Source organism: Oceanobacter sp. 3_MG-2023 (assembly GCF_030688925.1).
In the GTDB taxonomy this organism is placed as follows: Bacteria; Pseudomonadota; Gammaproteobacteria; order Pseudomonadales; family Oceanobacteraceae; genus Oceanobacter.
In genome coordinates this window covers 1-24,225 of record NZ_JAUYVX010000004.1, presented here as the reverse complement: position 1 = coordinate 24,225, position 24,225 = coordinate 1, and the positions used below count along the sequence as shown (strand labels likewise).

Here is a 24,225-nt window from a genome sequence, read left to right as displayed (position 1 = left end):
TCAGATATCGAATAATGTTAGCCAACTTGTTGCCAGGAATACTATGAGCCACAGCACTCCGACCGCTCCGTCACAGTCAGGCAGTACGCCTGTTCGCCGCGCCCTGATCAGCGTTTCCGATAAAACCGGTATTGTTGAATTTGCCCAGTCTCTGGTTGAGCTGGGAGTAGAGATTCTCTCCACCGGTGGTACCTACAAACTGCTGTGTGATAACCAGGTAGCCGCAGTAGAAGTCTCCGATTACACCGGTTTCCCTGAAATGATGGACGGTCGCGTCAAGACCCTGCACCCCAAGGTACACGGCGGTATTCTCGGCCGTCGGGGACAGGACGATGCGGTAATGGCAGAGCATGGCATCAACACCATCGATATGGTGGTTGTCAATCTGTACCCGTTTGCCGCAACCGTCGCCCGCCCGGATTGCGACTTGCCACTGGCCATTGAAAACATCGATATCGGTGGCCCGACCATGGTGCGCTCTGCCGCCAAGAACCACGCTCACGTCGCGATTCTGGTGAATAGCAGCGATTACAGCAGTGTCCTCGACGAACTCAAGTCCGGTGGTCTGAGCTACAAGACCCGCTTCAGCCTGGCATTAAAAGCCTTCGAACATACCGCGGATTACGACGGCATGATCGCCAACTACCTCGGCACCATCGACCAGTCGGCAGATGAACTCAGCGTCGATACACGGCTGGACTTCCCGCAAACGTTCAACAGCCAGTTTATCAAGGCGCAAGACATGCGCTATGGCGAGAACCCGCATCAGCAAGCCGCTTTTTATGTGGAAGCCGATCCCCAGGAAGCCTCTATCGCCACCGCCAAACAGATACAGGGCAAAGCGCTGTCGTACAACAATGTGGCCGATACCGATGCCGCTCTGGAATGCGTCAAGTCGTTCACCAAGCCGGCCTGTGTCATCGTCAAGCACGCCAACCCTTGTGGTGTCGCCGTGGTACCGGAAGCCGATGGTGGCATCCGCAAAGCCTACGATCTGGCCTTTGCCACGGACACCGAGTCCGCGTTTGGCGGCATTATCGCCTTTAACCGTGAACTGGATGCCGACACCGCAACCGCTATTGTCGAGCGTCAGTTTGTTGAGGTGATTATTGCTCCTGCGGTCACTGATGCTGCCGCAGCCGTCATCGAAGCCAAGAAAAACGTACGCTTGCTGGTTTGTGGCCAATGGCCTGCCGAACGTGCCCCGGCACTCGATTTCAAACGGGTGAACGGTGGTTTGTTGGTACAGGAACGCGACCACGGCATGATCCGCTCTGACGACCTGCAAGTCGTTACCCAGCGGGCACCGACCGAAGCAGAAATCAACGATCTGGTATTTGCCTGGAAAGTGGCCAAGTTTGTTAAATCCAACGCCATTGTTTACGCCAAACAGCGTCAAACCGTTGGGGTCGGTGCCGGTCAGATGAGCCGTGTGAACTCTGCCCGGATTGCTGCGATCAAGGCAGAACATGCCGGTCTGGCTGTCGAAGGTGCCGTAATGGCATCGGATGCCTTCTTCCCGTTCCGTGATGGCATCGATAACGCCGCGGCCAATGGCATCAAGGCCATTATCCAGCCCGGCGGTTCGATCCGCGACGATGAAGTCATTGCGGCGGCCGACGAAGCCGGTATTGCCATGGTCTTTACCGGAATGCGTCACTTCCGCCACTAAACAGTCTGATCAGGCGCCTGCAGCAGGCGTCTGACGGTTCGGAGAATAATCATGAAAGTACTAATCATAGGTTCCGGTGGCCGCGAACACGCACTGGCCTGGAAAGCCCTGCAATCTCCGCAGGTCGACACGGTATTTGTCGCTCCCGGTAACGCAGGCACCGCCCGCGAAGCCAATATGGTCAACGTCGCCATCGATGTGATGGATTTTGATGGTCTGCAACAGTTTGCCGAAACCAACGCCATTGGCCTGACCATTGTTGGCCCGGAAGCGCCCCTGGTTGGCGGTATTGTGAACCGGTTTCAGGCCGCCGGTCTGAAAATCTTTGGCCCGTCGGCCGGAGCTGCCCAGCTGGAAGGCTCCAAGGCGTTTACCAAGGATTTTCTGGCTCGCCAGCAGATTCCTACCGCGGAATACCAGAATTTCACCGAGCTTGAGCCAGCACTGGCTTATCTGCGTGAAAAAGGCGCACCGATTGTAGTCAAGGCCGATGGCCTGGCGGCAGGTAAAGGCGTGATTGTGGCAGAAACCCTGGCCCAGGCCGAAGAGGCCGTGCAAGACATGCTGTCTGGCAATGCCTTTGGTGATGCCGGTTGCCGCGTGGTTATCGAAGAATTCCTCAGCGGTGAAGAAGCCTCCTTTATCGTTATGGTGGATGGCAAAAACGTGTTGACCATGGCCACCAGCCAGGATCACAAACGCGTTGGTAATGGCGATACCGGCCCCAACACCGGCGGCATGGGCGCTTACTCTCCTGCTCCTGTGGTAACACCGGCCATTCATGATCGCATTATGTCCGAGGTGATTTACCCGACCGTGCAAGGCATGGCCGCTGAAGGCAATGATTACACCGGTTTTCTCTACGCTGGTTTGATGATCGATGCCGACGGAACGCCCAAGGTTATTGAATACAACTGCCGCTTTGGTGATCCGGAAACCCAGCCAATCATGCTGCGGATGAAATCCGATATCGTTGCCCATTGTCTGGCAGCGCTGGAAGGTACGCTGGACACGGAAATTGCCGACTGGGATGAACGCCCGGCCCTGGGTGTTGTACTGGCGGCTGGCGGCTATCCGGCGGACTACCGCAAAGGCGATGTCATCTCCTTGCCTGCCGACAACAGTCACACCAGCAAGGTGTTCCATGCCGGTACCAAAACAGCGGATAATGGCGATGTATTGACCGCTGGTGGCCGCGTACTTTGCGCCACGGCGTTGGGCAATACCGTGAGTGAGGCCCAGCAGGCCGCTTATCAGCTGGCGCAGCAAGTCAGCTGGCAAGATATGTTTTACCGTACCGATATTGGCTATCGTGCCATTGCCCGCGAGCAGCAATAAAATTCCGGCAAACTCCCCCGAACGTAATAATCAATGGTGATACGGCCGTGGTAATATCAACCGCCACACCGTTATCACCGTCTGGCAGGGCATTGCTTGCACTGCCAGACTCCAAGGTACCCCCATGACTGATATGGCAACAAGGCGACTTGATTTATCCTGGTTGGTACAGCTGCTTTGTCTGCTGCTGCTCAGCTACAATCACAGCAGCTGGGCCAGCAGTCCGGTATTGATCCCTGAGGGGGATTTTAATCACTCCATCAGCAGTTACGCTTCTATTCTGGAAGACCCGGATTCCTTGCTGGGTATTCACGATGTCCTCAGTCAATCGGTGCAACTGCGCTTTACGCCCAGTCATGCCGAGCATCTGCACTTTGGTACCAGCCGCTCTACATTCTGGCTACGTATCAGTCTGTACAACCCGTTTCCGTCTGAAAAGCAGGCCATCCTGGCACTCTCCAATAATCACATTCCCACAGTGTCGATGTTTGATATCAGTGATCGCGATAATATCCAGTTTATCCGTGGTTTTACCGAGTCGTCCGGCAGTTATCAGCAAGCACACCCGTTTTTGTTGACACTGCCCGCCATGTCGACCAGCAGCTATTTATTATCCATCTCCGGTAACAGCCTGCTGAACACCGATATCCGTCTACTGACGCCACAATATTTTTTGCAGAACGAGCAGTCACAATCGATCTCCATCGGCCTGGTCGCTGGCTGGCTGCTGGCAACAGCGGCTTATTTTATCAATATGGCATTAACCCGAAACTCCTGGCTGGCCTGGTGCATGTCGGGCTACTGCCTGGCCTCTACCATTTTTATTGCCAGCTGGCTCGGTCAGCTCGGCTTGCTGTTTGATCTTGAACTTGAACAATCCAATATCATCACCGATCTGATGACCGGAACGGCCATCAGCTGTCAGGTGCTCACGGCCTACTTCCTTGGCTGGAAAGGCCCTCATGCCCAATTGGTGCGACAGCTGTTGAGAGCCATGGCCATTGGCTCGATAGCGAGTGCCATCCTGCTGGTTTTCTTGCCATACAGCTACACTGAAATCCTGGCACCACTGCTGCAGCTGCTGCTGGCAATCTTGCTGGGTACCGGCTGCAGCCATCACAAGCCGGCACAACGCTGGCTGCTGGCCGGCACCCTGATAACCCTGATCGGTATCTCACTGGGCCTGCTGATCAATCACAATCTGCTCGAACTCGATTCGGTCAGCCAATGGATAGCGCTGTGGCTGCCATCCATCATGACCGCCTGCATGGTGATGGCGGTACTGTGCATCACCCGCCAGAGTGATCAATTTCTCGAGTATCCCAATCGTGGTGGTGTTATTCACCCAGAGATTCTGTCGCAGATTGCACACAAACTGCGCACTCCCATCAACGGCGTGCTCGGTATGAATGAACTGCTATCCGACTCCCCGCTGACAGACGTCCAGCGGGATTTCACCGAAACCATTACTCAAGCTGGCCAGGAAATGCTGCATATCACCAATGAAATTTCCGTACTGGCCAAGATTCAGGATGAATATCTGGAGCTGGATCAGCGCCCGTTTGATCTGGTAGCACTCACCAACAAGATTCTGGAACACCTCCAGCTGGGAGCCAATCGCAAACAGATTGAGCTGATGGTAGACCAGGCCGATGATCTACCAGCCCGGTTGATAGGTGACCGTAATCATCTGCATACCTTGCTGCACAACCTCTATTCCCAGTTGCTGGCGTACACAGAGCTGGGGGAAATCCGTACCCACTTGAGTCCACAGCTGAATAACCGCAGCCAGATCTATGGCGTATCAATCCAGATCCAGATCCAGGGCACCATCACTCACCGTGATGATTTGCGCATTATTCTGGAGCGGCTTAGCAATGCCAACCAAGCCAGCAGTCACACACCCTGGGATCAGGGTGTCTGCTGGCATCTGATTCGTTTTATGAAAGCCTCACTGGAGATGGAAAGCCTGTCCAACCACTCCGCTTCCCTCACCCTGTATCTGCCGATGGAACCGGAAGATACCGCGACTCAGATAAAGCGGGATCATGACGACAACCTGATTGGCATGAGCGTTCTGATTGTTGATGACAATGCCTCCCTGCGGAATGTGATTGAAAAACAGGTGCGGCGCTGGGGTATTCGAGTGGAAAGCACCTACAGTGGCAAGGAAGCACTGGCGATGCTGCGCAACCAGGCCGCCACAGGGCAGGCTTTTGATGCTGCCATTATCGACCAGGATATGCCGGTCATGAATGGTCTTGAGCTGATGCAACGTATTCAGGATGACTCGGCCATTACCCGCAAACCCAGGGTATTGATGCTGACGGGTCTCAGTATCAGCTCCGTCAGAAAGCAGGCACATGCGGTTGGTATTTATCACTTGCTGGCCAAACCAGCCAGTGGCGAACGCTTGAAACGGGCGTTACTGGAGCTGAAATACCACCCGCAACAAGACTGAACAGACTTACTGGATAGACTTAATCTTAATGTGCCAGCACAGAGCGCCCGGTTGCCCACCGGCGCAAATGCTGTAATTGCTCCGCCATCGTCACCGACAGTGGCTGGGTAGCATTGGCGGCATCGATCAATTGCGCAGTGGTCAGCGGTTGATGTCGGGAGCTGGCACCGTCGGCCACTCCGGATTCCGAACTGGCATACCAGGCTGCCACCACCACCTGCTCAATTTCAGCACCAGAAAAACCTTCTGTTGCTGCTGCCAGCAACCCCAGATCAACGGCATCGGCATCATGGCCCCGCTTGCCCAGGTGAATGCGGAAAATCGCCTCTCGTACACCGGCATCGGGCAAGTCGACAAAAAAGATTTCATCCAGGCGGCCTTTACGCATCAACTCCGGTGGCAAGGCATGAATATTATTGGCGGTTGCAACCACAAACACCGGTTGTTGCCGCTCCGCCATCCAGGTCAGCAAGGTGCCCAGCAAACGCTGGCTGACGCCGTTGTCCTGGCCACCTTCACCCGCCAATGCTTTTTCGATTTCATCAATCCAGACCACACATGGTGACATCAGCTCCGCCAGCTGCAGGGCCTCTCGCAAATTACGTTCGGTTTCACCAAAAAACTTGTTGTACAAGGCACCCATATCAAGCCGTAACAAGGGCACTCCCCAGCTCCCCGCCACGGCTTTTGCCGCCAGGCTTTTACCACTGCCCTGTACCCCGAACAGCAGCATTCCCTTGGGCCGCATATTGGCATCAGCTTGCAAGAACGCCTGCTGCCGTCGTTGCAGCCATTGTTTCATGGTATCCAGTCCGGCCACATCGCCAAAGCGGGCGGTGTCGTACTCAAACCCCATCACGCCATCCATATCCATTAACTGGAGTTTGGCCCGGCTGACTTCGGGCACATCGTCTGCCGTAATCGCACCGTCATCCACAATTGCCCCGCGAATCAAGCGCCGCGCATCGGAATAGGTCAAGCCCCGGAGGTTGGCAACCAACCGCTTCAGCGTCGCTTCATCGGTTTTGACCCGCATCCCGCTTTGAGCGGTATAACGACGCGCTTCTTCCTGCACCAGGGTCATCAGTTGCTGCTCATTCGGCAATTGCAGCTGGAAGCGTGCGCTCAGTCGCATCAACTCATCCGGTACAGTGAGGCGGTGACTGAGCAAGACCAGTGTCTTGCCGCCATTGGCATGCTGCAAGGCAATATCTTTCAGCAAGCGGACCGTTGCCGGTTCAGAGAGAAACGGGTGCAAATCACAAAAAACAAAAATCCCCCCCTGCTGCTGCTGCTTGATATGCATCAGCGCCCGGTCCGGTACTTCACTCTGCTCCAGTCCCGGGTCTTCACCAAACCCCAGTCGCCGCAAGCCATCGGTCAGGGTCCACTGTTGCAGTGCCATACCCCGTTTGATCGCCAACCGGGTCAGTAAATCCAGCGCCCGAGGTTCTTCGTGGGTTTCTATCACCAGAATGGGCGTATGGCGCTCCAGCATCAGGGCCAGGTCGTGTACATCCTGCATACTTTGATTCTCTCTGTCAGGCTGTCAGTAAGGGGAGGAATATCGATGATACGAATCATGCATCAGAACGCAGAAAAACGTAAACTGTCAGCAGATTCAGTTTTCCGGGGATGGCCTGCCATACCCGCATTGCGGAGAGACTTTTTATGAGCCAGCCAACCACTCGCCAATATTCCTTGCCTGACCGTTTGCTTGCCAGTGCCGACCAGGCCCTGCGTACTCTGGTACCGGGAGCCGCGGCCGCGTCACGTCCATCGCCGGCCCAGCAGCGTGAGCAGCATGAGATGACCGACGCCGAACGACAGCATGCCGCCGCCTTGATGCGTATTAATCATACCGGTGAAGTTTGCGCCCAGGCCTTGTATCAGGGGCAGGCATTAACTGCCAAGCTGGCTGATGTGCGCGAGGCAATGGAAACAGCCGCGGCAGAAGAAATCGATCACCTGGCCTGGTGTGAAGCCCGAATCAGGGAACTGGACGGCCATACCAGCCTGCTCAACCCACTGTTTTATGGTTTGTCCCTCGGTATTGGTGCCGCAGCAGGAAAGATCGGTGACAAGGTCAGTCTGGGATTTGTTGCCGCAACAGAGCAGCAGGTATGCAAACACCTGACGTCTCACCTCAGCGCCTTGCCAGTGCAGGATGAACGCAGCAAGGCGGTGTTGTTACAGATGCTGGAAGACGAAGCCAGACACGCAACCACGGCTCTGGAAGCCGGTGGTCACAAATTCCCCTTACCTATCAAGATGGCCATGAGCGCCGTGTCCAGGGTTATGACCGGGGCGACGTACCGGATCTGATCCTTGTTGTTTGTTATCGACCGTCTATGGGGTATCCGGTGTTTGCCCATACCCCTGGCCATAACTGCTGTCATCATAACAACCAGGGTTATTCGGTCGGTCGTTAGCGCAACAGGTTATGACGGCGTGCAATCCAGTAATCCATACTCAGATAGCGGCCACCACCGGTAAAAAACAGGCTCAGTAGCATAATAAAATAGGTCGCAACGAATTCGATGCCATTATTCAATATGGCAAAGGCACCGCGACCTGTCAGCCAGTCGTAATGACCGTGTTCCTGCAGAATCGTACGAGCGGCTTCCAGCCGTTCTGCCGATGCCATAATCCGCTCATTGGCCAACCAGCTGGAAGCATCGGCAATGGCCAGCCAACCGTACTGCCAATGTACTGACAGCGCTGCCATTATCATGATTAACATCAGCGGAATCGATATCCAGCGAACGGCCAGGCCGACAATCAATAGCCAGGCTCCAAAAAATTCAAAGCCCGATACCAGTGCGACCAGCACTTCCGGCATGGGCAGGCCCAGCCCCCAGCCTGTATTGCCAAACCAGCTGACTGTCTTATCAAATGTCATCATTTTGTCCCAGCCGGACTGCATCAGGACCGGAGCGAGATAGAGGCGCATCAACAGAGGGGCAAGGCCATCCAGTGGTTGCGCCGATCGCAAGACCCGGTCGGCTGGACGATAGAGTATATCGATAAGACTCATGAAAATTCCTGTCTGATAAATAGAGGATCAGCGCGTACCAATCCTCATGGGGTTATCAAGCTGTCGACACCATTTGGCCTCTGACAAGAAGTGCTGGAACGGCGTTATTCGTTGTCTTTGTTGTGGCCCTGCCAACCCGGTGGCTTGTCTTCCGGGTCATCACCCTGCGCGAAAGAACGCATCATGCCGCGTAATGATTGCATTTGCTGGCCAAAATTTTTACAGCCAGCGCAGATCATCGTATGAATTTTTAGCTCTGCCGTTTCTCCCAACGATAACTTGCGTTCTTGTGCTTCCGACATCAGCCGTGTTGCTTCACGACAATTCATCATGATTATGCCTCCTGTGCCCCTGAGAACCAGTTATTTTCCAGGCATTCCCGTAACTGCAGCCGCGCCCGATACAGCAAGACGTGCAAATTGCTGACACTGACCGACTGGGCAGAACAGATTTCGTTGCTGCTCAGTTCGAGAAATTCCCGCATCATAAAGACACGAGCCTGCTGTGCGGGCAAATGATTCAGGCAAGCATCAAAAACTTGCCAGAACTGCCGCTCATAAACCAGTCGCTGCGGGGCACCCCAATGCTGTGGGCGTTCGTCAGCTTGCCAATGCCCCCGATGGTCAAACAATTGGTCGTCCAACTCCTCACCATTCTTACAGCCATCGTCATCATCTGGCAGCATATGTTCCTGCAAACGATACTTCTGCCGCAAGATATCGGTGATTTTGTTCTTGAGAATGGCAAAGACCCAGGTTTTTAAAGCCGCCTGGCGTTTGAATGCATCGGCATTTTTCAGGGCACCAGCCAGCGCTTCCTGTACGGCATCTTCAGCGAGATGGTCGTCATTCAACTGCAGACGGGCGAACGACAACATCTGGTGACGTAATTGTTCCAGGAAATGGCGATCAGCGAGCGTATTGCTAGGAGTGTCAGTCAATGTATTCATCCATCTGGGAACATTTATTGGTTCTGTTCATAAAAACGGAAAGACAAAAACACGCTCCCTGTTGTCTCACCGCCCAATCAGAGCGGTGTTGGTGCCTCAACCATTGCATCAGTTGCCAATCGGGCATACAAGTTCAGATCCCGCCATTGCTCGTCAAATTCCAGCTGCGCTGGCAAGCAACCTTCATACTGATAACCCAGCTGATCCAGAAAGGCTTCATGCCGGGTCGAGCCAGGTAACAGCGCCACTTCCAGTCGATGTAATCCCAGCTCATTAAAACAAAAAGCCTCTATCGCGCCGATAATGGTTTCCAGCTCGTCAGCCTCAACGGATGGGCTGACGTCCCACTGCAGCCGAGCGCTATTCAGCATCCAGTTGATACTGTCCAGTGTGACACGCGCCAGCAGTTCTGCCAGGGCATCGACATCGCCGCTGTGACACTCCACCAGCCAGCAGGCCCCTTCACGGCTTTTGAATTTCATCGAGGCACGACGTAATTCATCCAGTGACTGTACCGATGCATACATCGGTGGTTTGGGAATATGGGCACTGGCATCAGGGTCTTTGAGCAAGCCATACAAGGCATCGCCATCCTGATCAATAACCGGTAACCGGATTACAAAAGGCCCCGCTTGCAGATTCCAGTTCATAGCCGTACCTCCACCGTTGTTGCTGGCAAAATATGGTGATAAAGCGTCTGGTCACAGTAGTCATCCTGCCCCAGACGCCAACCATCCCGCATCACCACGGAGCGCTGGAAACCGATGCTTTCCAGCATTGCCGGAATGGCGTCGCTTTGCCCCTGAATCCAGGCATACGCAACGCTGCGCAGGTGATATTTTTCCGCCATAAAGTTTATACAGGCAGTCAATGCCGCCGCCCGGTCAGCCATGGTTAAACGGGGTAAACCGTCGATTCGTAATGCCACTTTCAACAGGGATGGCTGCCAGTCATAGGCACTGGCCATCCCCAGCAACTGATAACCACTGTTGTCATCACCCAGTTCGATTGCCCACATCATGCCGCGTTGGGTGGCGGCCATTTGCACACTGAGTTCGATCATGCGATCCAGCTGCTCAGGTTGCTCCAGCGGGCGCTGGCCCGGTAATTCCGGCTGTTGATAAACCACAAACAGTGCGTCTCGGTCTGTCGCTTCCAGTGGCCGCAGGCGGCCGCCGTTAAATTTCAGCGTCGGGGTAAATTTCATTCAATATTCCTGAGTGACGTGTCACAGGCGCTGTTGCTGCCGGGCTGTGACGGGTATTAATATCTGCAGTCAATCACCGCTTTATTCATCCCCATAGTCATCATAACCATGGGCCAGATTTTCAAACCGCGTGTACTTGCCAATAAAGGCCAGGCGGTCGGTACCAATAGGGCCGTTACGGTGTTTGCCGGTAATAATTTCAGCCACGCCTTTTTCCGGCGTGTCTTCGTTATAGACTTCGTCGCGGTAGATAAACTGAATAATATCAGCATCCTGCTCGATCGCACCGGATTCCCTCAGATCTGACATCACCGGGCGCTTGTTCGGCCGTTGTTCCAGCGAGCGGTTCAACTGCGACAAGGCAATCACCGGGCATTCAAATTCCTTGGCAATGGCTTTGAGTGAGCGTGAGATTTCGGAAATTTCCTGGGTACGGCCTTCCGATTTTCCTGATACCTGCATCAGCTGCAGATAATCCACCATGATCAGGGCCAGATCGCCGCTTTCACGGTAAATCTTGCGAGCGCGGGCACGCATCTCCTGCGGTGTCAGGGCGGCGGTGTCATCGATATAGAGTGGCAAGTCTTTCAACATGGTGACAGCGGCGGAGAGCTTGGGCCAGTCTTCTTCAATCAGCTTGCCGCTACGAATCCGGCTCTGATCAATCTTGCCAATCGACGACAACATCCGCATCACAATCGATTCTGATGGCATTTCCATCGAGAACACCAGGCAAGGGCGCTTGCTGGCCAGCAAGGCATTTTCGACCAGATTCATTGCAAAGGTGGTTTTCCCCATCGATGGCCGCGCGGCCACAATCACCAGATCGGCTTTCTGGAAACCGGAGGTGCGCTGGTCAATGTGATCAAACCCGGTGGTCAGCCCGGTCAGGCCATCGGGCTGGTTGAACATCTGATCGAGTTGATCGAGGGTGTTTTTCAGAATCGGGGCAATTTTTTCAGGGCCACCGTCTTTGCGATTGCCTTCGGCGATTTCGGCAATGGCTTTTTCAGCATCCGAGATCAGGGTCAGGGTTTCATCCCCACCTGGCTCGTAGGCTTTTTGCATGATGTCGCTGGCGGCTTCGATCAGGCGGCGCTGCTGCGAGCGCTCTCGAACAATTTCGGCATAGGCATCGCAGTTCTCGATCGACGGTGTCATATCGACCAAACGGGCCAGATAAGAACCACCCTTGATGCTTTCCAGCTGGCCACGCTCTTCCAGTTCTTCTGCTACCGTCACCACATCAATGGCTTGTTCAACCGAAGACAAATGCTGGATAGCACGAAAAATCAAGCGATGATCATGGCGATAGAAGTCGTTGTCCCGCAGTGTTTCACTGACCGACTCCCAGGCGCGCTCATCCAGCATCAAGGCCCCCAGTACCGATTGCTCCGCCTCTACCGAATGCGGAGGGGTACGCTGGCTGGTGGTTGCCGTGTCATCGTTGTGATAGTCGTCAGTCATACCATCCTTCCTGAATACTGTCTGATCAATACACGCTGTGCTCGTCGCGGGCATGCTGAAACGCAACCTGGCGCCCAGGCATCAGGCATAAAAAAAGGCCCTATAGAGTCTTTCCCTATAGTGCCTTTTTCCTCGCAGCCGGTGAACCGGTATAACCCGTATCCACAGACTGACAGCAGTTACTTATTCAGCCACAACGTGCAGTTTCAGTACCGCTTCTACTTCTGGGTGCAGGTGAATCGCCACATCAAATTCACCAACTGCGCGGATTGGACCCGTTGGCAGACGAACTTCTGCCTTGGCCAATTCAACGCCGGCTTGAGAAGCCAGGTCGGCAATATCGCGATTACCCAGAGAACCGAACAGTTTGCCTTCATCACCGGCTTTAACGGCAACAGACAGTTCGATTTCTTCGATTTTCTCTTTACGGGATTCAGCTTCAGCCAATTTGGCTGCTGCAGTCGCTTCCAGTTCAGCGCGACGCGCCTGGAAGTGTTCAACGTTTGCTTTGGTTGCAGGAACTGCCTTGCCTTTAGGGATCAGGAAGTTACGTGCATAACCAGGCTTAACGTTAACCTGATCACCCAGTTCACCCAGGTTAGCGACTTTTTCTAACAGAATAATTTGCATCTTGGATTCCTCATTACAGGGAGTCGGTGCTATTTGTCACCAGACGCCGTGTCTTTTAGTCGCATGCGGATATCTAGTACGCTATCCAGCACCGCTACGAAAATTAGTAATGTGTACATGTAAGGCCCAAACACGACCAGACCGATATAAATCGGCAACAGCCAGTTCGAGCTGGCGTTAGTGCCATGCACCACGCCATGGAACACTGCCAGGCCTGCCAACATCATGGCCACGGTTAACACCGGTACCATGCCAGACAATCCCGGCAACAACTGGCCTGCGGTAAGCACAACCAGTACGGCAGGCAGTGTGAATGCCAACGGCAAACGCAACTGTCGAAATTCAATGCCAAACCCTTTCGGGTTATACAAGGCACTCTGCCAATAGCGTCCCAATAACAGACACAAGATAATAACCAGTGTGTGCAAAGCGGCCAGTACCCCATGAATCATGGGGGCAACCAGAGGTTGCAAGCGCGCTTGTAAATCCGGACTGGATTTTAACGCTTCACTGACGGCAACCTCGCTACTGGACACTACCAACGGCAGTACATCGGCCAGCAACAAGGGCAAACACCAATAAATCAATTCTCCCAGTACCACCGCCGTCAGAATCGCCCAATCAAGACGAATCGAATAACGAAGTACCTGAGCAGCCAGGATTGTTCCTGCTGCTACCAGAACAGGGGTCGGATCACCTGCTGCCATCCATGCCAATGCTGGCAAGGAAGACCACAGGACCATCGGCAGACTGTCCCTGGAGGGCTGACGCAACAGCACCAGCGCCTGGAACGCTGCTCCCAGCCAAAACAGCATGGGGACAGCGTAAGCAATGGCCGCAACCAGAGTTACCCTCTGGCGGCTTTGCATGGCCCATTGAGCCAGATTTTTCATGCTTGATGCTCATGTTGATTAAGGTAAACGGGCTTGTGGCTCAGTTTATCCAACCAACAAGACCAATCAATTATCGTGCGCGTCTGAATACGGCAGCAGTGCAATATAACGTGCACGCTTGATAGCAGTAGACAGCTGACGCTGATACTTGGCGCGCGTACCAGTGATACGGCTTGGAACAATCTTGCCGGTTTCAGTGACATAGCCTTTCAGGGTATCCAGATCTTTATAATCGATCTCTGTGACACCTTCAGCAGTGAAACGGCAGAACTTGCGACGACGGAAAAAACGTGCCATGAGTAACTCCTCTCTTAATCTTCGTCTTTGGCGGAATCGGCAGAATCTTCAGTAGCAGATTCTTCAGTCTCAACCGCTTTTTCACGGTTGTCTTCGCGCGGCTCAGGACGACGACGATCTTCGCGGCTTTCAGCAGCTTTGATCGGAGAAACATCAGTCACCGCTTCATTACGACGGATCACCAGGTTACGCAGAATGGCATCGTTGTAACGGAAGTTGGTGGTCAGTTCGTCCAGGGCTTCCTGGGTACACTCTACGTTCATCAGAATATAGTGTGCTTTATGAACATCGTTGATCGGGTAAGCCAGGTGACGACGGCCCCAATCTTCGAAACGGTGGATAGATCCTGCAGTGCCTTCGATAGTCGCGGTGTAACGCTCAACCATCGCTGGAACTTGTTCGCTTTGATCTGGGTGAACCAGAAAAACGATTTCGTAGTGACGCATTGTCAGCTCCTTATGGGTAAAAAGCCTTCCGGCCAATCCGGTAAGACAAGGAGTCCGTTTTTATTATCAGCCGCTGTGGCGCTGTAAACAGCACCGCGGATTTAACAATAGTGTACGGATAAAAAGGAGCGCGGAATTTACCAGAATAACGGTGAAAAAACAAACAGGAAACGTATTCCTTGCGAGTGCTGTGATCGCGGCGGGATGCACGGCCCCTTATTCCGGATTTTTGTGTTTGGTATGGCTGGCCAACCCAGCACAGGTACCGCACAGGCCTTGCTGCGGCATCCAGTCACATTGCTGCTACATAACCCGGGAGTTATTCTGCTTGCGGGCTATGAGGGTAGCTCGATTCCCATCTGCTGGGGCGCTGATCTGATTCCGTCAGCGCTTTCAGCCTTTGCGCTAAGCAACGCCCGTAACCAACAACAATGGCACTGTTATTGGCTACGGGCGATTTTCTTGACGCTTTCTCACCGTTTTACCTTTTTCTTTCTTGTTCTTTCCGCTCGCCACACGCTGCGTTTCATGCCAGCACCGTCACATTCCGGATAACGCCAAACGGCGCAATCTGCACAGCCTTGGGGTATATTGCGCAAATAGATCCCGACTCTTCAGAGGCACAGCTACAACGATGACTTCCACTCTCCCTGATATCGAAATTTACCTGTTAAAAGCCGAACCGGAGCAAGTACGTGCCTGGCTCGAATCCAGTATTGGCCCCGTCACCGACACAACCCTCAAGGGTAACAGCCACTTCTGGCGTTGTGAAAATATGGACATGGTGTTTACCGTCCGGGCAGAAGGTAATTTCGACAGTCTATGGATCAAGCAGAACCATACGCCATGGGCAGATGATCTCGAATGTGCCCGTTCGGCCCATCATGTGCTGGAAACCGAGATTCGCTGTGCTGCCCGCGTTTGGAAAGAATCTGAAACCGAAGACCAGCCAGGCTGGGTCAAGCTGACCCATGGACAGGAAAAGCCATTCGAATGGAAATAATCATTCTCTATTGCAAATAAGAATAATTATCATTAGAGTGGTCTTGACCTGATCAGAAAGAGACCACGCTTATGTCCGCCACGCTACTCGCCTTTCCGACGCAACCTGCCCAGATCAATGCCATCCCTGACTCCGGCAGCCGCAGCAATAACCCCTGGCCACAACTGACTTCCGGGTCCAGCAACAGCCGGCGACTGGAACAACTGGAGCAGTTGATTCCGCAGCAACACAGCGATGTGTTACTGACGCTCTGGGTGAATGAATATCTGGATATCGGCTTGGAACTGGCAGAAGAGGCCGGCAGCCGTCACCTGCCAGCCTTGCAGGAAAGCTGGCTGCGTCGCCTTTACAGCCACCTGCGTAACACAGCTTTTGCCGATGACTGCAGCCCTCAATGTCGGCAACTGTGCCTTGAAAGCCTGTATCAGCCCTTTTTTGCCCTGCGCTACTTATATCGGCAGCAGCCACAAGGGCGTCTCTGTATCCGCCGCCTGAGTCAGGATTTATCAGCCTCTACCCGCTACCTGATTTAACTGGAGCCACATCAATGACAGATATCGCTATTCTGTACGACAGCAGCTGTCGTTGTTCGACGGCGACCGCCTGCGCACTGGAGCACCATATTCATTGGGCTCCGGTCGCGCTGTGCAATTTGCTTAGCTGTATTCCGGAAGATATCCAGCCCTACCACACCCTGGTGATGGCGCTGCCAATCCATGCTTTTGGCACTCCGGAAACCCCTTGGGCAGACGCCTGGCCTATTCTGGAAGAGTTGAGTTATCACGGTAAACAAGTAGTGCTGTGCGGCACGGGCAACGAATTCTGCTATGACGATGACCGCCTGCACGCCCTAGCGCAGCTCAGTACTCAACTACAACAGCTAGGGGCTGAATTGCTCGAAGGGCTGACCGATATGCCCATGACGCTGCTGAACCAATGGCTGACACAACAGCACCCATGCCGCAGGCAACCGCAAACCCGGTTGATCTACTCCGATGGCCAGTCAACCCGACAACAACCACTGTACGACAAAGAGCTGGAAGCACTGGTCGAACGTATTCGGCTGCGCTACCAATCCAGTGGCACCATGCCCATGGCACGACCTCACCCCAACAGGCTGGACTGACACCCGATTCCCTTATTGACCACTGCTGCCGACCCGTAATCCAATCACTACCGGGTCATGATCGGATGAACGATAGCTATCGGCCTGACCATAGTGATCAACTGACGCATAGCTCTGACCATTGGCGTCGGTTTCATAACCCATCAGTGCATCTTCCACCGAGTTGATATGCCAGGCGCCCGCACTGACCACGTGATCCGCAAAGGTGGCCGTTGCCAAGGCATGGTCCAGACTGCCGAGCAAGCCGTTGTAACTGTAGGTATAAGGTTTCGCTTCGGTTGCCACATCCGAGCGCTTGAGGTCGTGGTATCCCCCTGCCAGCAATACCTGCAGCGGGTCTTCCTGGCTGTAAGCATTCAAATCCCCCATCACCAGGACAGCGGTGGATGTCACCCCCGTTGGCTGTGTTTGCAAATACTGCAACAAGCCAGTAGCCGCCCGGGTACGCATAAGATTGCAGTTACCCTGGCCATCGGCACCTTCGTGTTGCTCATGACAAGCCGAGCCTTTTGATTTGAAATGATTGATCGACAGCGTAAACACAAAGTCATGAAACTCGAACGACTGGATCAGGGATGGCCGGTGTTTGCGGTCGTTGAATAACACGCCCTGCCGGTCACGTGGCGAATTGGCCGATGACAGCACCTGGGTCGTGCCCCGTAACCGAAGACGTCCAGGCCGATACAGCAATCCGACCGTAATGGCATCCGTACCAATACGCAGCGTGCCCGGGTCCACAAACGCATACTCATCGCCGGGAGACTGCAAGGCATTCATGGCATCCAGCAATTGCTGAATGGCACTGTGCTTGTCGTAGCCGTCGTTTTCGATTTCCATCAAACCAATGATATCCGCATCCATGGCAGCCATCGCCGCGACCACCTTGCTGCTTTGTAACTGGAAGGCGGCGTAGGTACTGGCACCACGGGAGGCAGGAAAGCCGCCACCCTGGCCATCACCGTTAAAATAGTTCAGCACGTTCATGGAAGCGATACGCAAATTGGCATCCGCACTCACCGTTGGTGTCGAGGTACGGGCATGACTGGCAGCCATACGGTATCGTTCGGGAATCAGCATAAAATCGTTTTTGAAATGATGGATCACGCCGCTCAAGGTGGTAAATGAATCACCGATCCGTACCGGGTTATCGGCGCGGTAGCCGGTTGTCGCATCAGGAAAAGGAATAAATGTGGGGTAACGGCCACTCATGCCGTCATCCACCAACAACCGGTCCAGCGCATAACGTTCAAGCAATGCATCCGCGGCCTCTGACCCTGGTGGTACGACATCGGTCGGCTGAAAATGCAAAGAGGAAGACACCACCAGCTGACCATAATTGCCTAACCCATAACCGGCACCATACAAGTCGGCAACCAGCAGCCGGGTGTGACTGTGCACTCTCATGCCTTCGAGGGCTTCCCAGTCGGCCAGATCCCTCACCGGCAAGACCAGCGGCTGCGCCCGAGGTAACGCTGTATCCCGGCGACACACCGTCAGGTCACGGATATTACCCAGCCGCGTCACTCCTGACGTTTCCCCCACGGTTCCCTCCAGCCGTACGGTATCACCGACACGAATATCCGCCCCTTTGCTTTTAACAAACACCCCTTCTGAACTGCGGGCATCGTTATCGGCATCGGCGTCTTCTTCCTGTATCCAGAAGCCCCCATAGCCCACCCGGGCATCCAGTGTGACCACGGCTTCCACCAGCACCCGTCGATTATTCAATGGGCTGGTATCGTCACTGACATGGCGAATACGGCCCTGGATAGCACTGATCCGGGTAACGCCCGTTGGATCACCACACTGCCCGGACCGGGATTGTTCCGGCTGATCGTGGCACGAATTCCGCGCACCGGGAGTCGCTTCGGCAACCTGAAAGGCGGCACCGGAGCGAGCGGAGGTGGCACAGCGCTGGGAAGAATGCCTGTCTTTGTCGCCCGCTGAATCTTCATCGACCTGCACCGGGTCAGCCAGCATCAGGACGCTTAATAGTCCGCGATCGTCCGCATCACGGGTACCGTACACCAGAGCATCCACCAGATTGCTGGCGGTGACAGCCGTACCTTTGGGGAAATCAGCCACCGAACCATGGTACAGGGCAACGGCATCGGCACCGTTTTGCAGAATATTGTTCCCTATTTCCAGGCCGCAACCAGCGATCGTGGCAGCGCTACCACAGACCACAAAATACCCTTCCGCATTTGTGCGCCTGGCCGACAAATCCAGCGCCAGATAGGCGCGGTCGTTGCTGCCGTTATACAGCACCAGTACGTAGCCGGTTAATGACGTCGCGCCACGACCACCGTTGTACAGCTCGATAAATTCGGCGCTGTCATTGCCTTCGGTGTCGGCATCTACCTCATTGATCAGTAGTGTTGCCTGACAGCTCAGTGCCAGCAGCAAAAGGCCAACCGCCGCCAGTACCGAATAAAACGTGCGCATCATCGCGACCTGCTTATTATCAGAAGATGAAGAGAATGGGATACCGCGACATGGCACACCAGGCTACGGCATGCCAAACGAGCGATGGTAACGATGGCAGTCCTGTGCCATCGGGATAAACAGACAATGGATAACGTCAGCCCGATGCCGCTACGCTAGGATGCCATCCCGCTTAACGCGCAGGCCTGCCAACCAGCTTCCAGCGCCGCTTGTGGCAACACGTTCAGATCGATCAATTCCAGCCGGTTTTCAAAAGCAATGACACTGGCGTCTCCCAGCATCTGCTCCGTCAGAGTGCCTTCGCGCAGATTGAATGCCACTACCCCGGCGTCGGTTGCCAGTACCGCCTTGGCTCGTTCAATCTCCAGGCTATACAACCAGTTCCGCAATGCCGCCAACGAAAACAGCCATGGCTGCGCAATCAACCAGCCTAACGCATGATAGCCATCACCCTGATGTGGCAAAGCCCGAAAAGATTCACCAGCTTCCAACTGCAACGGCTGAGTCAGATCCAGCACCGGCGGGAGCCTGAGTGTTGTATTACTTGCCGTTACGCTTGCTTCTGATGCTCCAGTCTCAGCACCGGCTGCGATCAGCAAGTCGGGAGACAGCTGCCCCTGGGTAATCCGGACAGCCTGGAGTTGCGGATTCTCTAACTGTCGTTCGGCCACCAAGGCATCAAACAGCCGCAGATCTTCCGGCTGACAGACATCGATTTTATTGGCCACCAGCACATCCGCTACCGCAATCTGATCGGCGTAAATCTCATGCTGGCGATATTTCGGCTGACTCAGATGGCGCGGGTCGACCAGCGTCACCGTGTTTGCCACTTTCAGCACATCCTGATAACCCGACTGGGAGAGTATTTTCAGAATCTGGCGCGGATGACCCAGCCCGGTTGGCTCAATCAGCAAGACATCCGGCTTTTCCCGACTGATCAGACTGTTCATGCCAATCTGGAACGGCAGCCCCGAGACACAGCACAGACAGCCGCCAGGGACTTCCCGTACCACCACCCCGTCTCCCAGTGTTTTCAATATGGTGCCATCCACCCCGACTTCGCCAAACTCATTCACCAGTACCGCCCATTTTTCTCCGGCTGGACGATGCTGTAACAAATTCAAGATCGTGGTGGTTTTGCCTGTCCCCAGAAAACCGGTAATAACAGACACCCGCACCTGGGGAAGTGGCGGTCTTGATGCTGTTCCAGCACGAGAGACCGAACCCGTGGTACCGGAATCTCCCTTGTCGGAAGCAGAGCAAGATTGATCAGTGGCTGGTGTGTCAGGAAGGGCCATAGCAAAATCCGCAGCAGGTCAAAACGTTGCAGATTAACATAGACGCTGTATTTTGACTTGTTGCGCCTCGCCCTGGCCGCTTGCACAGCTTAGGCCGGGCAGCTTATCAAGCCATTGAGCAACACCTTTTGGCAGCGCCAGATCAACGAATGATCTGGCATATGCCGATCATGCACTGCAAGTCAGCTCAACTCGCGCATCACAATCAAGGGCGCAACACGAATGGTTTTGCGCAAGAGCAGCGTCGCCAGCCCGGAGAGTACCAAAGCCGACAGCAAGGGTAACCACAACCAGATCCAGCCCAGACCACTGTACGGAATAGCCAGTACCTGGGTGTACAAGGCCCAGCACAAGGCTTCGGCGGCCAGCAACGCCAGCAACGCGGCAATCAGTCCCATCAGAGAAAACTCACAAAGCTGGGCCTTGCGTATCATCCCACTGCTGGCTCCCAGGGTTCTTAGCAGGGCACCTTCCTGCAAGCGTTCCCTCAGGCTCGCCACCAGTGCCGAGACCATTACCAGCATCGCGGCGATCAACACCACCGCCAGGATCAGCTCCACCGCCAGGCTGACCTGATACAACAACGATTGCAACTGCCCCAGCAACGCCTGCATATCAAGGATATTGATCGCTGGAAATTCCCGGATCAGGCTGGTCAATTCGGCCTGGGATTGCTCCGGGACGTTAAAGCTGGTGATGTAGCTGGGCGGCAATTGTTCCATCAGGTCAGAGGAAAACATCATAAAAAAGTTAGGACTGAGTGAAGTCCAGTCGACTTCCCGCAAACTGCTGACACTGGCTTCAAACTCAACACCGGCGGCTCGGAAAGCCAGGGTATCCCCCAGTCGTACACCTAACCGCTCCGCCAGTTCAACTTCTATCGACAGTTGGCCGGAACCACTCATCGCTTGCCAGTCCCCAGCCACAATACGATTGGAGGACGGCAACTGATGATCAGCCGTCAGCGCCAGATCGCGATCAATCGCACCTATATTCTCCAGCCCCAGCTCCTGGATACTGCGACCATTAATGGTCAGTAATCGTCCCGGCACCATGGGATAAATGGTCTGGGCATCAAAGCCGCGTTCTACCAGCCCGCTTTGAAAGCCTTCCTTGTCGTAACTCTGGATATTCATGGCAAATACATTCGGGGCATTGGCTGGCAAGCTGTTTTGCCAGTCAGCCAACAGGTCATTACGCAGCATCGCAATCACGATCATGACTTGCAGTGTCAGTGAAAAAGCCAGTATTTGCCCGGCAGTCTGGCGGCTGTTACGGCTCAGGTGCTGCCAGGCAAAACGCCAGTGTAGCGCCAGGCTGGTATTTTCCAGTCGCTTGCGTAAGCCGGAGATACCCAGCTGCAATACTCCGAGCAAGACCAAGACCAGAAGCGATCCGCCCCCCATCACTAACAAGGTGAGTAACAAATCACGGGTAAACACCCACAGCAACAAGGTCAATGACAACAACGCCAAACCGGTCATCAGCCAACCGGCCAATGGCACCGGTGTCAGATCCCGCCGCAACACCCGCAAGGGTGACACGGTTGCCAGCGGCAGCAGATGCGGCAAGCCAAATCCCAACAGCGTCACCAACCCGGAGCTGAGGCCCAGCAACCAGGCCAGCGCCGGAGCGGCGGGCATCTCGGCAGGCAAAACATCCGCCAGTAACTGGATAATCCCCGCTTGCAACAGCAGCGCCAGTAACGCCCCGGCCGCTGCCGCCGCCACGCCCAATATCACCAGTTGCCAAAGGTAGAGCCGCAGCACATCAGCCCGGTGCAAACCAAAGGTACGCATCAGGGCGCTGATATCAAAATGCCGGAGGGCGTAACGCTGCGCTGAAATCGCTACCGCAATGCTGGCCAGCACCACCGCCAACAGAGAGGCCAACGCCAGATACTGACGGGCTTTTGCCAGCGAACGAGCCATACGCTGATTGCCATCTTTCAGGGTTTCAAATTTTTCCTTGTCGCTGAGCGGCCACTGGTCTTGCAGCTGTGCCAGAGCATCCGGCTCCCCCTGCATCAGCAAGCGATAGCGCAAACGACTGCCCGGCCCCAGCAAGGCACTGCCCTGAACATCGTCCCAGTGCACCATCATCCGTGGCGACAAGCTGTACAGGCCACCACCACGATCAGACTCTTCCATGATTTCCCCAGTGACCCGGTAGCTTTTGTCCCCCAGTTCCAGCTCATCCCCCAGAGAGGCACCCAGCAACGCCAGCAAGCGCGGTTCAACCCAGGCTTCTCCCGCTGCCGGGCCATGATTCTGTAACACCGGTTCCGGATGACTGGCGGTGATCACCTTTAATCGCGCCTGCATCGGATAGCCGTTATCCACCGCCTTGATTGCTGCCAGCGTCATATTGTCGCCGTGTAACACCACACTGGGAAAAGTCATTAACTGAGCGGCTTCCAGACCCAGACCGACTGCCAGTTGCCGTTGTTCATCGGTAAAGGGGGCGGTGGATCGAACCCGCAAATCAGCCCCGAGCCAGGCACTGGAGTTATCATCCAGCGACAGCTCGAGGCGGGCACTGAACAGCGCAATGGCAGTGGTGGATGTCACCGCAATCAGCAGCGCCAGTAAAATCAGCGTTAATTCACCACTGCGGGCCTCACGCCATAGCAGCCGTAATGCCAGCCGCCACTGCGCCAGTAAGGGTAATCGGGTCATGGGTAATGTTGTCATGCCGAAGCCTCGGCGACAGTCACATCCTGCAGTTGGCCATCGGTCATACGTACCTGACGCTGGCAACGCTGTGCCAGTTGTGGGTCGTGAGTCACCAGCACCAGCGTGGTGCCGTAGTCAGCGTTCATCTGGAATAACAAATCTTCAATCTGTTTGCCGGTGGCGCGATCCAGATTACCGGTGGGCTCATCAGCAAACAGAATATCCGGCTGACCCGCAAAGGCCCGCGCCAGCGCCACCCGTTGTTGCTCCCCCCCCGACAACTGGCTGGGGTAATGACTGATACGATGACCCAGACCAACGCTGTCCAGTAACGATTTTGCTTCACGCTGTGGTTTTGTTTGCTGGCGAATTTCCAGCGGCAACATGACATTTTCCAGTGCCGTCAACCCTGGCAATAACTGGAAGTTCTGAAACACAAAGCTGACCCCTTGCGCCCGTACTGCCGCCCGCTGGTCTTCATCCAGCTGGTCGAGCCTGTGTCCGAGCAGTGACAGCTCACCAGCAGAGGGTAAATCCAGCCCGGCCATAATCCCCAGCAAGGTGGATTTACCACTGCCGGAGGTACCGACGATGGCCAGACTGGTACCTGCTTCCACCTGCAGGGAAACCGCCTTCAATAACGTCAGCGGTTGTCCTCCCGCTTGTACTGTTTTACCAACACGGGTTAACTCAAGAGCTAGGCTGTGGTGACCGTCTGTCGCAGAGGACGAGGCCGGTTTTTCAAGGGGATCAAGCGAGATGTCGCGGTTATTACGCATGGCTAATATCAAAATCCTGTTAGTGGCACTGGTCGTATTGACCGGCTTGCCGTCACTGGCAGAACCGGCGGATACCGGGCGTCACGCTGCCCCGATGATTCTCGTCGTTGGAGACAGTATTAGTGCCGGATTCGGCGTGCCGATTCAACAGGGACAGGTCACTCTGCTTCAGCAGCAGCTGCAACAGCGTGTTCCACTGGTCACGGTAGTCAATGCCAGTATCAGTGGCGACACCAGCCAGACCTGCTGATAATCGAACTCGCGGCAACGATGGCCTGCGCGGCACACCACCCAGCGTTATCCGCAGCAGATGATTGCCATGGCCGAACACAGAGGCATCATGCTGCTGGGTATGCAAAATTCCCCCAATTATGGCACTCGCTACACCGACGGCTTTGCCAATATTTATAACGAAGTTGCCTATCAGGGGACATCTATTTAATCCGGTGCTCACTCTGGGCTACCGGATGGTTTCGAATCACGAAGCCGACTTGCAGGCCTG

The 24,225-nt window shown here is 54.7% G+C and carries 25 protein-coding genes; 10 read left to right on the top strand and 15 right to left on the bottom strand.

Translation table 11 applies throughout. From position 1 onward, the window contains the following. The first annotated feature begins 43 nt into the window (after positions 1 to 43). From purH to Q8W32_RS04770, 3 genes are all read left to right on the top strand, one after another. The gene (purH, locus tag Q8W32_RS04780) at positions 44 to 1,672 is read left to right on the top strand and encodes a bifunctional phosphoribosylaminoimidazolecarboxamide formyltransferase/IMP cyclohydrolase (RefSeq protein WP_305413922.1); all 1,629 of its coding nucleotides are present in this window, start codon (positions 44 to 46) and stop codon (positions 1,670 to 1,672) included. Positions 1,673 to 1,723: 51 nt separating this feature from the next. Then, positions 1,724 to 3,010 (top strand): phosphoribosylamine--glycine ligase, encoded by a 1,287-nt coding sequence (gene purD, locus Q8W32_RS04775; protein WP_303431779.1) that lies wholly within the window; start codon positions 1,724 to 1,726, stop codon positions 3,008 to 3,010. 124 nt (positions 3,011 to 3,134) lie between these two features. Then, positions 3,135 to 5,471 carry a response regulator gene (locus Q8W32_RS04770; RefSeq protein ID WP_305413921.1) on the top strand — a complete coding sequence of 779 codons (2,337 nt, stop codon included), beginning with the start codon at positions 3,135 to 3,137 and terminating at the stop codon, positions 5,469 to 5,471. A 25-nt stretch (positions 5,472 to 5,496) separates the two neighbouring features. Here the strand turns inward: Q8W32_RS04770 and Q8W32_RS04765 are convergent, their stop codons facing one another. After that, positions 5,497 to 6,996, bottom strand: a complete 1,500-nt coding sequence (locus tag Q8W32_RS04765; RefSeq protein WP_303431777.1) for an AAA family ATPase — start codon at positions 6,994 to 6,996, stop codon at positions 5,497 to 5,499. 146 nt (positions 6,997 to 7,142) lie between these two features. On the opposite strand from Q8W32_RS04765, the gene coq7 reads away from it, so the two are divergent. Next, positions 7,143 to 7,796, top strand: coding sequence for a 2-polyprenyl-3-methyl-6-methoxy-1,4-benzoquinone monooxygenase (gene coq7, locus Q8W32_RS04760; RefSeq protein WP_305413920.1), 654 nt, complete (start codon positions 7,143 to 7,145; stop codon positions 7,794 to 7,796). Positions 7,797 to 7,899: 103 nt separating this feature from the next. Here coq7 and Q8W32_RS04755 read toward each other — a convergent pair whose 3' ends face one another. The 10 genes from Q8W32_RS04755 to rpsF form a co-directional block, all read right to left on the bottom strand. Then, positions 7,900 to 8,508, bottom strand: coding sequence for a DoxX family protein (locus Q8W32_RS04755; protein ID WP_305413919.1), 609 nt, complete (start codon positions 8,506 to 8,508; stop codon positions 7,900 to 7,902). A gap of 104 nt (positions 8,509 to 8,612) precedes the next feature. Next, positions 8,613 to 8,840, bottom strand: coding sequence for a zf-HC2 domain-containing protein (locus tag Q8W32_RS04750; RefSeq protein ID WP_303431774.1), 228 nt, complete (start codon positions 8,838 to 8,840; stop codon positions 8,613 to 8,615). Between the two features lie 2 nt (positions 8,841 to 8,842). After that, positions 8,843 to 9,457 carry an RNA polymerase factor sigma-70 gene (locus tag Q8W32_RS04745; RefSeq protein ID WP_370693330.1) on the bottom strand — a complete coding sequence of 205 codons (615 nt, stop codon included), beginning with the start codon at positions 9,455 to 9,457 and terminating at the stop codon, positions 8,843 to 8,845. 77 nt (positions 9,458 to 9,534) lie between these two features. Continuing rightward, positions 9,535 to 10,107 (bottom strand): GNAT family N-acetyltransferase, encoded by a 573-nt coding sequence (locus tag Q8W32_RS04740; protein ID WP_305413916.1) that lies wholly within the window; start codon positions 10,105 to 10,107, stop codon positions 9,535 to 9,537. After that, positions 10,104 to 10,664, bottom strand: coding sequence for a GNAT family N-acetyltransferase (locus Q8W32_RS04735; RefSeq protein ID WP_305413914.1), 561 nt, complete (start codon positions 10,662 to 10,664; stop codon positions 10,104 to 10,106). Before Q8W32_RS04735 ends, Q8W32_RS04740 begins: the two co-directional genes overlap by 4 nt. An 81-nt stretch (positions 10,665 to 10,745) precedes the next feature. Further along, a complete protein-coding gene (gene dnaB, locus Q8W32_RS04730; RefSeq protein ID WP_303431770.1) occupies positions 10,746 to 12,131 on the bottom strand; it encodes a replicative DNA helicase in 1,386 nt (461 codons plus the stop codon). Positions 12,132 to 12,314: 183 nt separating this feature from the next. Beyond that, the gene (gene rplI / locus Q8W32_RS04725; RefSeq protein WP_303431769.1) at positions 12,315 to 12,761 is read right to left on the bottom strand and encodes a 50S ribosomal protein L9; all 447 of its coding nucleotides are present in this window, start codon (positions 12,759 to 12,761) and stop codon (positions 12,315 to 12,317) included. Positions 12,762 to 12,790: 29 nt separating this feature from the next. Continuing rightward, the gene (locus Q8W32_RS04720) at positions 12,791 to 13,654 is read right to left on the bottom strand and encodes a hypothetical protein (protein WP_305413912.1); all 864 of its coding nucleotides are present in this window, start codon (positions 13,652 to 13,654) and stop codon (positions 12,791 to 12,793) included. A 66-nt stretch (positions 13,655 to 13,720) separates the two neighbouring features. Continuing rightward, on the bottom strand, positions 13,721 to 13,951 hold the full coding sequence (gene rpsR, locus Q8W32_RS04715; RefSeq protein WP_303431767.1) for a 30S ribosomal protein S18: 231 nt from the start codon (positions 13,949 to 13,951) through the stop codon (positions 13,721 to 13,723). A 14-nt stretch (positions 13,952 to 13,965) separates the two neighbouring features. Continuing rightward, complete coding sequence (gene rpsF, locus Q8W32_RS04710; protein WP_303431766.1) at positions 13,966 to 14,397, bottom strand: 30S ribosomal protein S6; 432 nt, start codon at positions 14,395 to 14,397, stop codon at positions 13,966 to 13,968. Positions 14,398 to 14,637: 240 nt separating this feature from the next. On the opposite strand from rpsF, the gene Q8W32_RS04705 reads away from it, so the two are divergent. The 4 genes from Q8W32_RS04705 (at position 14,638) to Q8W32_RS04690 (ending at position 16,526) form a co-directional block, all read left to right on the top strand. Next, complete coding sequence (locus Q8W32_RS04705; protein WP_305413911.1) at positions 14,638 to 14,952, top strand: hypothetical protein; 315 nt, start codon at positions 14,638 to 14,640, stop codon at positions 14,950 to 14,952. Positions 14,953 to 15,031: 79 nt separating this feature from the next. Further along, on the top strand, positions 15,032 to 15,400 hold the full coding sequence (locus Q8W32_RS04700) for a hypothetical protein (RefSeq protein ID WP_303431765.1): 369 nt from the start codon (positions 15,032 to 15,034) through the stop codon (positions 15,398 to 15,400). A 71-nt stretch (positions 15,401 to 15,471) separates the two neighbouring features. Continuing rightward, on the top strand, positions 15,472 to 15,933 hold the full coding sequence (locus Q8W32_RS04695) for a hypothetical protein (RefSeq protein WP_303431764.1): 462 nt from the start codon (positions 15,472 to 15,474) through the stop codon (positions 15,931 to 15,933). 14 nt (positions 15,934 to 15,947) lie between these two features. Next, entirely contained in the window at positions 15,948 to 16,526 is a 579-nt protein-coding gene (locus Q8W32_RS04690; RefSeq protein WP_305413910.1) for a hypothetical protein, read from the top strand. Between the two features lie 12 nt (positions 16,527 to 16,538). Here the strand turns inward: Q8W32_RS04690 and Q8W32_RS04685 are convergent, their stop codons facing one another. The 4 genes from Q8W32_RS04685 to Q8W32_RS04670 all read right to left on the bottom strand — a co-directional run bounded on the left by Q8W32_RS04685 (position 16,539) and on the right by Q8W32_RS04670 (position 23,723). Then, positions 16,539 to 18,974 (bottom strand): ExeM/NucH family extracellular endonuclease, encoded by a 2,436-nt coding sequence (locus tag Q8W32_RS04685; protein WP_305413909.1) that lies wholly within the window; start codon positions 18,972 to 18,974, stop codon positions 16,539 to 16,541. Between the two features lie 152 nt (positions 18,975 to 19,126). After that, entirely contained in the window at positions 19,127 to 20,269 is a 1,143-nt protein-coding gene (locus tag Q8W32_RS04680; RefSeq protein ID WP_305413907.1) for a GTP-binding protein, read from the bottom strand. A 182-nt stretch (positions 20,270 to 20,451) separates the two neighbouring features. Continuing rightward, positions 20,452 to 22,962: an ABC transporter permease gene (locus tag Q8W32_RS04675; RefSeq protein WP_305413906.1), complete on the bottom strand. Its 2,511-nt coding sequence runs from the start codon at positions 22,960 to 22,962 to the stop codon at positions 20,452 to 20,454. Further along, the gene (locus Q8W32_RS04670) at positions 22,959 to 23,723 is read right to left on the bottom strand and encodes an ABC transporter ATP-binding protein (RefSeq protein WP_303431759.1); all 765 of its coding nucleotides are present in this window, start codon (positions 23,721 to 23,723) and stop codon (positions 22,959 to 22,961) included. The genes Q8W32_RS04675 and Q8W32_RS04670 overlap by 4 nt, the downstream gene beginning before the upstream one ends. Here Q8W32_RS04670 and Q8W32_RS04665 point away from each other — a divergent pair. Together Q8W32_RS04665 and Q8W32_RS04660 are read left to right on the top strand one after the other, a co-directional pair. Next, positions 23,722 to 23,973 (top strand): hypothetical protein, encoded by a 252-nt coding sequence (locus Q8W32_RS04665; protein ID WP_305413905.1) that lies wholly within the window; start codon positions 23,722 to 23,724, stop codon positions 23,971 to 23,973. The genes Q8W32_RS04670 and Q8W32_RS04665 overlap by 2 nt on opposite strands. A gap of 69 nt (positions 23,974 to 24,042) precedes the next feature. Further along, complete coding sequence (locus tag Q8W32_RS04660) at positions 24,043 to 24,165, top strand: hypothetical protein (protein WP_305413904.1); 123 nt, start codon at positions 24,043 to 24,045, stop codon at positions 24,163 to 24,165. Positions 24,166 to 24,225: the final 60 nt, after the last annotated feature.